Below are 9848 nucleotides of genomic sequence, written 5' to 3'. Positions count from 1 at the left end.
TTTGGGACAACCTCTTTTTCGTGTTAAATATTTACAAAAAGGATAAGAGCAGGGAACCTAAACAAAAAGATATTTTAAATAATAGTGTTAAATAGATCCGCTTCTATTGTTTGTAAGAACCTTAAAATCTTCTCCTTCGAATGTAACTTGATTATAAATTAATTTTTTTGTAAATGTGGAACAATTTCATTACTTATACTGTCTATTAAGCGTTACAACATTTTTTATTTAATTTATTAAGAAAGGAATAAACATTTTTAACTAAGGGAGAAGATTGAATTGAAAAAATTATGGATGCTGCTTTTCTTTTGTTTTGCAGTTATATTGGTAGGATGTAATAAAAACGAATCGCCCAAACAAGCATTTGAAGAATATATAAATTTATGGAATGATAGAGAATTTGCAAATATGTATGATCATTTATCAGATCATGCCCAAAAAACGATTTCTAAAAAAGAATTCACAGAGAAATATCAAAAAATTTATGAAGGGATTGGCGTTAAGAATTTAAAAGTTAAAACGAAAGGAGAGAATGCTAAAGATAAAGAACTTTTTCTTTTTGAAGTTAAGATGGATACGGATGGAGGAACAGCTTCATTTATCCATGAAGCAAAACTTGTGAAAGATAAAGATGCTTGGAAAATAGATTGGACACCAGATTTCATTTTTCCAGGTATGAAAAAAGATTACAAAGTACGTATGCAAATAGAAGATGGAAAACGCGGAGAAATATACGATCGAAATGGGAAAGGTCTTGCAACGAATGGTAAAGCGACTGAGGTTGGAATTATTCCAGAGAAATTAGGCGAAACGGCGGCTCAAACAAAAGAAATAGTAGCACAGTTACTGGATATGTCTATAGAAGAGGTCGATCAGAAGCTTACAGCGAAATGGATAAAACCAGATTCCTTTGTACCAATTGGTATTTTAAAAGAGGGAACTAGACAGAATGATTATATTGAATTAGAAGGAGTATCATCTCGCCCAGTAAATATTCGTACGTATCTATTAGGAGAAGCAGCGGCACACTTAACTGGCTATATAGGAAATGTGAATGCAGAGGAGTTAAAATCGCTTCAAAAAAGAGGTTATCAAGCTGATGATTTAATAGGTAAGACAGGTTTAGAGAAAGTACTGGAAAATAAATTGCGTGGTGAAAAGGGTGGACGCGTATTTATAGAAGATGAGAGTGGGAAAGAGATTAAAAACGTAGCAAAAAAAGAAGCGAAAGCAGGGGAAAATGTTACGTTAACAATTGATGCTGCAATTCAAGAAAAAATCTATAATGAGATGAAAAATGAAGCAGGCTCTAGTGCAGCGATCAATCCTAAAACAGGTGAAACAATCGCACTAGTAAGTAGCCCTGCTTATAACCCAAATACAATAGTTAGAGGAGCATCAAAGGCCCAACGAGAAGCATGGAATAACGACTTGAAACTACCAATGATGAATCGTTTCACACAAGCATTTGTACCAGGTTCCGTATTTAAAACGATTACAGGTGCAATTGGTTTGGAAACAAACACAATAAAACCTAAGGAAGAATTTAATATTCAAGGACTAAAGTGGACAAAAGATTCCTCTTGGGGAAATTATTATGTAACACGTGTGAAGGATGCAAGTCCAATTGATTTTGACAAGGCAATGAAGTACTCAGATAATATTTATTTTGCTCAACAAGCCTTGAAGATGGGAAAAGATAAGTATGTAAATGAATTTAAGAAATACGGATTCCATGAAAAATTACCAATCGAATACGAATATCCTATTTCAATCATTGCAAGAGAGGGGATAAAAAATGATATTCAACTAGCAGACACGGGATACGGACAAGGACAAGTATTAATGACACCACTTCATTTAGCATTAACATATGCACCGATTGTAAATGAAGGGAATATTCCGTCGCCCCATCTTTTAAAAGAAGCAAAAGTAGAAGGGAATTGGAAAGAAAATGTGGTTTCTAAAAAGAATCAAGAGATATTAAAGAGTGCATTAATAAAAGTCATTAATGACCCTGATGGCGCGGGGAGAATTGCTAAGATTGCTGGTAAAACTCTTGCTGGTAAAACCGGTACAGCAGAACTGAAAGAGTCGAAAGAAGCAGAAGGAAAAGAACTTGGATGGTTTGCAGCTTTTGATGCAAATGAGCCGGACATGATTGTTACCATGATGATCGAAGATGTAAAAGGAAGAGGGGGGAGTAACGTACCAGGTGAAAAAATAAAACATATTTTCCAAAAATAATAATTAATTATAAAGTAAAATCTTTTACTACATTTATTTTTTGCTTAACACAAAGGTATAAATCATGCAAAACAAAGTATAATTAAGTTTCGAAAAAGCATTCTTCTTAATCGAGAATGCTTTTTGGTGTGTGTGTAGAAAGTTGATATCCCATCTTTATTTTCATTTTTGAAAGGGTGACATTGCTGATAGTAAATAGAAGAGGTGAACAAATTGAAATGGACAAGTTTTAAACTAAAAAAATCAGTTATTTAGTAAAACATAAATAGAGCACACAAATAAGTGTGCTCTAAGAAAAAAAGGTAATACAAGTAGAATATTGCGTGAAATGCACAAATAATAATCAGATTTTTATGAGTGTATTTTTAATATTGTATGCGTTACTTGTTTTTTAGGAGCCTGTCATGTGAAAGAATATATAGCTGATTATGTTATGAAAGTAATTGCACACTTTTACATTTTTAGTAGGATTTTTTAATTAAAAAAAGATAGACAATGGAACAAATACAACTTGTATCTTGTCTATATATTGAAACCATAATAAAAGCGAGGGTAGTTTTATGTTTATTCAAATAAGTTCGAGGTGTGGAAATGGAACAGAAGTTTATTGAAGAATGTAATCATGATGAGCTTGACTATGTTATAAACGATTATTGGCAAGATGTATGGAATTATTCATTTATTATTACGAAAGATCCACACTTATCAGATGATATCACGCAAGATGTATTTATAAAGGTATTTAAAAACTGGAATTCATTTCGAAAGGAGTCATCTATTAAAACGTGGATATTAAAAATCACAAGAAATACGGCAATAAACTATTTGAAATCCTCCTATTTTAAAAGGATATCTTTAGTAGGATTTTTTAGTGATGATAAACAATCACCATCGGCAGAAAAAGAATTTTTTAATCAAGAGGAAATGAATGAAGTGTGGGATGTTGTATTAAAACTACCTAAAAAACACCGTGAAATAATAATTTTAGACGCGAAATATGAATTATCTTATGAAGAAATGGCTGAAACACTAGGAGTATCTATTGGAACTGTAAAATCTAGATTAAGCCGAGCGAGAAGTAAGGTTTCAAAATTAATTGGGGAGGGTAGTAGTGATGAACAATAAACAAAATCCCGACTGGTATAGTAAATTAAAAAAAGGTCCCATGGAGAAGCGTAAAGATGAAGAAGAGTTTATTTTTAAAATAAAGCAGTCTATATATGAAAATAAAGAAGCGGATTTTGTAAAACATAAAAGACCGTTTCGTAAAAAAGCGCTGCCTATTGTAGTTGTTTTCGTTTGTACAATGTTATTTGTTATTGTTCAACAACCTTGGCTTGATGATAATAAATCACCAGTCCAAAGCAGCACTCAAATTAAGCCTAAAACGAAAGATGAGTCTGCTCAAGATCCAACATTAAAACAATTTATGAATGATTTATATCAAAGTACAAATGCAAAAAACGAAAATGACTTGAATAGAACTTTAAATGATGAAGTTTTATTTAAAGGGAATAGTTATAAGAAGAATGAATTGAAGTTTGATGAAGATATTTTTCATGAGTTGCAAGTTGCCCTTACAATGGGGGGAGAATTTACAAATGATACAAAGCAAGCATACAAAGTACCAAGTGGATTGACAGAAAGTAACGAACCAAAGCAAGCACATTTTATATATGCAACTGTTACTGGAAATAAAACAAAAATTTTAGCTGAACCAAAACGAGAATCACGAGTTTTATATGAAGTATCTAATGAAATGGTAAAAGCTTGGATTCCGGAAAAAGTGCAGAATGATGGATATATAAAAGTATCTACAATAAACGGTAATACAGGATATGTACAAAAAGAGTATGTTTTAACTGATATTAAATATTCTTTCATGTTCGAAAAGGATCGTGAAGGTAAATGGAAAATAACGAATATTGATTCTATATGGTAAAAGAGGAAGGTTCACTTTAATGAACCTTCCTCTTTGTTGTTATTCTCTTTTTGAAGTGTATTCCAGGACTCTAAAATTTCTGATGTAACGAGAGCAGCGATGTTTTTCTCTGAATTACTACCAGGAATAACGACAGAAACGGCAATTTGTGGATCTTTGGTAGGAGCATATGCAATGAAAAGAGAATGATTGATCATTCTTGCTTGCTCATTCGGAAAACCTGTAATTCCTGTTTTACCTGCGACGTCAAAAGGTAGCTTTTTAATCTCCTCTATATTTTGACTCATTCCACCTTGCACGACATTCCAAAAGTTCATCGGATAATGATTTGAACTTTCTAAAATGGGTTTAAACTTTTTTGTTTCCTTACCATTTGGACCAATAATAGCACTTGCGATGTGAGGTTTATATTTGTCACCTTTACTAGCTAAAGTCGCTGCATATTGAGCAAGTTGAAGAGGAGTGTGTACTTCATTTCCTCCCCAAGAGGCATTTAATAAAGCTGAGATTCCATTTTCAAATTTATTAGATGGATGAAGCTCATATTGTCCGTCTTCTTCAAATGGTAAATCAATCCCTGTTTTAGAACGAAGACCGAATTGCATTAAATAATCGGTCCATATGTTTGCTACTTTTTCTATATTACCATTATTTTCGTTGAATAAAGGTAGTGCTACTTTTGCTGTCATAAATGTGTTAGATGAATTGATGATAGCCTGCCGCGGTGTAATCTCACCAGTTGGCGTTCCAGGTGCATTCACAATGTTATTTTGATTATCATACTGAAAACTACCCTTATCTAAATAAGTATCTTCAGGTTGAAAGAGCTTTTCGTTTAATCCAATTAAAATAGAAAGTGGCTTTATAGTAGAGGCCATATTTACATAAGATTCACCGTACTTTAATTTTTGAATTGCTTTATTTTGCGAAAGTGATTTAATGTTTTCTTTTTCAGGTGATGTATGTAATATATTTGGATTAAACACTGCTGAGTTGGCCATAGTTAAGATTGCACCAGTTTTCACATCGGTTACCACAACATAACCAGTATTAATATCAGTTATTTTCTTAATTTGAGATCTTAATGCTTCCTCTGTTTTTTGCTGTAACTTAGAGTCTAAAGCTAATTGGACATCTTTTCCTTTTTGTACTTTTTGAATATTCCATAAGAACTTTTTGTTATTTATTTTAAAAATAAGAGTTTTACCCGGTTTTCCTTTTAAATCATTTTCATATTGCAGCTCAACCCCGCTTTTTCCAACAGGCATATACTCTGAATTAAGGTCATTTTCTACATAACCAATTACTTGTGAACCAATTTCATGCTTGGGATAATATCGGATCACTTCATTTTTAATTATTACATTATTGGGTTTGTTCTTATTTACGAATGTAAGTTCACTCTCATTTATGTCAGAGTATAACGGTATATCATTCATAGTTTGCTGTTTACAAGATTGTTGTAAGTGTAATTTTATGTCTTTTGCAGAAATGTCATGTTGAAACTCGCTTGAAAATTGATGGAAAAAAGCTAATGTGTTTGCTGTATCTAGTTTCGATATCTTTTCATCATTAAAAGTGCAATATAGAGACTTAACTTTCTTATTTGTAGCTAGTATTACACCATTTTTATCAAGTATTTGTCCTCTTTCGGCTGAAGAAGTTTCGATAGTAATTGAAAAGAAATGACTTTTAAACAAAATTATTAATATAAAACCTACAATAGAAAGAATCGCTATAAATCTCCATCTTTTTATTTTTGTATGTAACATAAAACCCTCCCTTTTTAGCTTATTCCATATTATAGTTAATTATTTTTTTTGTAAATGTGGAACAACTTTATTATTTAGGTTGTCTATTAAGTATTACAGCATGAAGAAAGGAATAAATAGTATGAAATTTTACTTTTAAGATGAGTCGTTATACAGTGTAGCATTTCTAATGCAAACGACAAAAAATAGAGAGAAAACAAGACAGGAGAGTTTTGAATTACGTAGCAAAACGAAAAGAAATGGATGCTTACAATGGTTTAGTGAAAAAGTCGAAACGATATTTATAATCGGCCATCGTTACGTAATATATAAGCAAATATATGGGGGATTTATGGAAAAGCAAAAAGGAAATAAGAAAAAATATATATCTGTTCGATTAAATATAATGTTCCTTTGCATATTTTTACTATTCTCAGCTATTATTGTTCAACTAGGAAAAGTGCAAATTGTAGAGGGAGAGGCTTATAAGAACCAAGTGGAAAACAGTCAAAATGCAACAACTAGTATCCCAGTTCCACGTGGACAAATACTAGATCGAGAAGGAAAAACAGTTGTTAATAATAAATCTCTTCGCACAATTACGTATACAAGGGTAAAGGGAATTACTAGTGAAGATATTTTAAAAACAGCAAAAGACTTGGCAAAAGTACTTGAAATGCCTGAACAAGATATAAACAAATTAACAGATATCGATAAAAAAGATTTTTGGATGCAGTTGAATACGAAACGTGCGGAAGCAATGATTACGAAAAAAGATATAGAAAAGTTTAAAGAAAAGGGAATAGAGGGAAAAGAGTTAGATAAAAAAATAGAAGAATTAAGACGAAGTCGAGTTACAGAAGTAGAATTGGCAGAATTAACAGCACAAGATTTAAAGGTGTTAGCTATTAAAAGTAAAATGAACTCAGGTTATCAACTGACACCACAAATTATAAAAAAAGATGTAACAAATCAAGAGTATGCGCAAATCAGTGAAAATCTTGCGGAGTTTCCTGGGGTAGATGCAACAGTTGATTGGGAGCGCAATTATGTAAATGGTGATTTATTTCGTTCCGTGTTAGGTAATATTACGAGTAGCGAAGAAGGTCTGCCAAAAGAAAATTTAGATTCTTATTTAGTACGCGGATATAACCGTAATGATCGTGTAGGGAAAAGTTATATTGAACAACGATATGAAGATGTGTTACATGGTACAAAAGAAGAAGTGAAAAATATTACAGATAAATCAGGAAATATTATAAACACAGAAATAATTTTTAAAGGAAAAAGTGGTAATAGTTTAACATTAACGATTGATATGGAATTACAAAAGAAAGTGGAAGAAAGTTTAGAGAAAAATTTGAGAGCTTTTAAGAGTTCAGAGCCACTATTGGACCGAGCTTTTGTTGTTATGACAAATCCGAATAACGGACAGATTTTATCTATGGCAGGTAAAAGGATTGTAGAAAAAGAAGGGAAAATGGAAATCGAGGATTTGGCATTAGGTAATATGACAACTTCGTATGAACTAGGGTCAGCTGTAAAAGGTGCAACTTTATTAACTGGATATGAGACAGGGGCAATACAACCAGGAGATCAATTTTATGATGCACCGATGAAATTTAAAGGTACACAAGCTAAGAAATCGTGGAATGTATCCGGATTTGGTAATATTAATGATTTACGAGCTCTACAAGTATCTTCGAATGTATACATGTTCCAAACAGCTTTAAAAATTGCGGGCGTTAATTACGTACCAAATGGTTCATTGGATATAAAACAAGAAGCATTTAATACGATGCGCTATTATTTTAAGCAATTTGGCTTAGGAGTTCCTACGGGTATTGATTTACCGAATGAAATAATTGGACAAACTAGAAAAGTAGATAGCCAGCCTGGTTTTTTACTAGATTTTTCTATCGGTCAGTATGATACGTATACGCCATTGCAATTAGCGCAATATATTTCAACAATTGCTAATGGCGGTTATAGAATGCAACCTCAAATTGTACAAGAAATACGAGAGCAATCAATAAAAGAAGAGGTTGGCAAAATTATTCGCTCAATAGAGCCTGTCGTATTAAATCGAATTGATATGAAGACAGAACATATTAATCGAATAAAAGAAGGCTTTAGATGGGTATTCCAAGAAGGTGATGGAACTGGCGTGAAGTATTTCAAAAATGCTCCATATAAACCAGCAGGAAAGACAGGAACAGCTCAAACTGTATATGGTGGAGATGATCCAATTGGTAGAAATGCAAAAGGAGAACGTATGGAATGCTACAATTTAACGTTAGTTGGATATGCTCCATATGATAATCCAGAAGTAGCATTTTCAGTAGTAGTCCCGTGGCTTCATAACGATAAAAGTGGAATTAATTCTATAATTGGAAAAGAAGTTTTAGATGTATATTTTGATTTAAAACAGCAACGTATACATGGTGAAACTACTCATACAGATGTTCCGAATCAAAATTAGAAAAACGTATACGCTTTTCTTATGGAAAGACATACTGTTTATATAAAGGTCTTTATAAAAGAAAAATGAGATTGGAAATAAGAGATAGCGACGATCATTGTGGCTATCTCTTATTTTGCTAATGACTCTCATACTAGCTAAAAATTTTTAAAAGTTTATGGAACAAATTTGTTTCGGTGATTGTCTATTATGTGTAAGTAAAAAAGTGTTAAGAACTTGAAAGGAATGATGATCTTGAAAAACAAGAGGATGCTAAAGATAGGAATATGCGTTGGTATATTAGGTATAAGTCTTACAAGCTTAGAAGTTTTTAAAGGAGGGACATTGCAAGTTGAAGCGAAAGAAAAGACTGGACAAGTGAAACATAAAAATCAGGCGACGCATAAAGAGTTCTCTAAACTTGAGCAAAAATTTGATGCTCGATTAGGTGTATATGCGATTGATACTGGTACCAATCAAACAATCTCTTATCGACCTAACGAAAGATTTGCCTTCGCATCAACTTACAAGGCTTTAGCGGCAGGAGTATTACTACAGCAAAACTCAATTGATACATTAAATGAAGTTATCAATTTTTCGAAAGAGGACTTAGTGGATTATTCACCAGTTACAGAGAAACATGTAGATACTGGAATGACACTAGGAAAAATTGCGGAGGCTGCTGTTCGTTACAGTGATAATACTGCAGGGAACATTTTATTTCATCAAATAGGCGGACCGAAAGGATATGAAAACGCGCTTAGACAGATGGGTGATCGGGTTACTATGTCTGATCGCTTTGAAACAGAGTTAAACGAGGCTATTCCAGGAGACATTCGTGACACTAGTACAGCAAAAGCAATTGCTACGAATCTTAAAGCTTTTACGGTCGGAAATGCACTTCCGATTCAAAAGCGTAATATTCTTACAGAGTGGATGAAAGGAAATGCTACAGGAGACAAACTTATTCGTGCAGGCGTGCCAACTGACTGGGTAGTTGCAGATAAATCAGGAGCTGGAAGTTACGGGACACGAAATGATATTGCTATCGTTTGGCCACCAAATAGAGCACCCATTATCATCGCAATTTTATCTAATAAAGATGAAAAAGGGGCTACCTATGATAATCAACTCATTGCAGAGGCGGCTGAAGTTGTCGTTAATGCTTTTAAGTGATAATCTCTCAATTCCTTATGTAATGTAATTGAAAATATGAACTTGGAAAGCGATTCTTTTTAATGTGAAAAGAATCGCTTTTTTGTATTCCTAATACATTTATAATCCAGGTAACAAAAGAATTAAATATATTATATGTAGTATTACCAATAGCTATACTGGTTAAGATTCCTATGAAGGCGCTTTATCAGTAAGAGAAATATGTAATTATACATATTTCTTTTTTATAATGTTTTTATATGCAAAATCCCTTACATATGCATTATCGATT

The 9848-nt window shown here is 32.7% G+C and carries 6 protein-coding genes and 1 pseudogene; 5 read left to right on the top strand and 2 right to left on the bottom strand.

What is annotated here, in order from left to right; all coding sequences use genetic code 11:
• The first annotated feature begins 279 nt into the window (after nt 1-279).
• The 3 genes from COL05_RS11950 to COL05_RS11940 all read left to right on the top strand — a co-directional run bounded on the left by COL05_RS11950 (nt 280) and on the right by COL05_RS11940 (nt 4189).
• Nucleotides 280-2247, top strand: coding sequence for a penicillin-binding transpeptidase domain-containing protein (locus COL05_RS11950; protein ID WP_098668765.1), 1968 nt, complete (start codon nt 280-282; stop codon nt 2245-2247).
• Nucleotides 2248-2838: 591 nt separating this feature from the next.
• A complete protein-coding gene (locus tag COL05_RS11945) occupies nt 2839-3372 on the top strand; it encodes an RNA polymerase sigma factor (protein ID WP_142337444.1) in 534 nt (177 codons plus the stop codon).
• On the top strand, nt 3362-4189 hold the full coding sequence (locus COL05_RS11940) for an SH3 domain-containing protein (RefSeq protein ID WP_098668763.1): 828 nt from the start codon (nt 3362-3364) through the stop codon (nt 4187-4189). Before COL05_RS11945 ends, COL05_RS11940 begins: the two co-directional genes overlap by 11 nt.
• A gap of 11 nt (nt 4190-4200) precedes the next feature.
• Here the strand turns inward: COL05_RS11940 and COL05_RS11935 are convergent, their stop codons facing one another.
• The gene (locus COL05_RS11935; protein ID WP_098668762.1) at nt 4201-5961 is read right to left on the bottom strand and encodes a peptidoglycan D,D-transpeptidase FtsI family protein; all 1761 of its coding nucleotides are present in this window, start codon (nt 5959-5961) and stop codon (nt 4201-4203) included.
• Between the two features lie 331 nt (nt 5962-6292).
• On the opposite strand from COL05_RS11935, the gene COL05_RS11930 reads away from it, so the two are divergent.
• Nucleotides 6293-8422: a peptidoglycan D,D-transpeptidase FtsI family protein gene (locus COL05_RS11930; RefSeq protein WP_098668766.1), complete on the top strand. Its 2130-nt coding sequence runs from the start codon at nt 6293-6295 to the stop codon at nt 8420-8422.
• A 228-nt stretch (nt 8423-8650) separates the two neighbouring features.
• A complete protein-coding gene (bla, locus tag COL05_RS11925; protein ID WP_373605319.1) occupies nt 8651-9577 on the top strand; it encodes a class A beta-lactamase Bla1 in 927 nt (308 codons plus the stop codon).
• 7 nt (nt 9578-9584) lie between these two features.
• On the opposite strand, the pseudogene COL05_RS11920 reads toward bla, so the two are convergent.
• A pseudogene (locus tag COL05_RS11920) lies at nt 9585-9752 on the bottom strand (undecaprenyl-diphosphatase); the annotation flags it as partial.
• Nucleotides 9753-9848: the final 96 nt, after the last annotated feature.

It is taken from the genome of Bacillus sp. AFS059628 (genome assembly GCF_002571225.1).
Classification (GTDB): domain Bacteria; phylum Bacillota; class Bacilli; order Bacillales; family Bacillaceae_G; genus Bacillus_A.
The sequence above is the reverse complement of the archived record's forward strand: the minus strand, read 5'-3'. Positions and strand labels throughout refer to the sequence as shown.

Coding starts and splice junctions, on each gene's coding strand:
- COL05_RS11945 (WP_142337444.1), top strand. CDS start 2,839: ATGGAACAGAAGTTTATTGAAGAATGTAATCATGATGAGCTTGACTAT.
- COL05_RS11940 (WP_098668763.1), top strand. CDS start 3,362: ATGAACAATAAACAAAATCCCGACTGGTATAGTAAATTAAAAAAAGGT.
- COL05_RS11935 (WP_098668762.1), bottom strand. CDS start 5,961: ATGTTACATACAAAAATAAAAAGATGGAGATTTATAGCGATTCTTTCT.
- COL05_RS11930 (WP_098668766.1), top strand. CDS start 6,293: ATGGAAAAGCAAAAAGGAAATAAGAAAAAATATATATCTGTTCGATTA.
- bla (WP_373605319.1), top strand. CDS start 8,651: ATGATCTTGAAAAACAAGAGGATGCTAAAGATAGGAATATGCGTTGGT.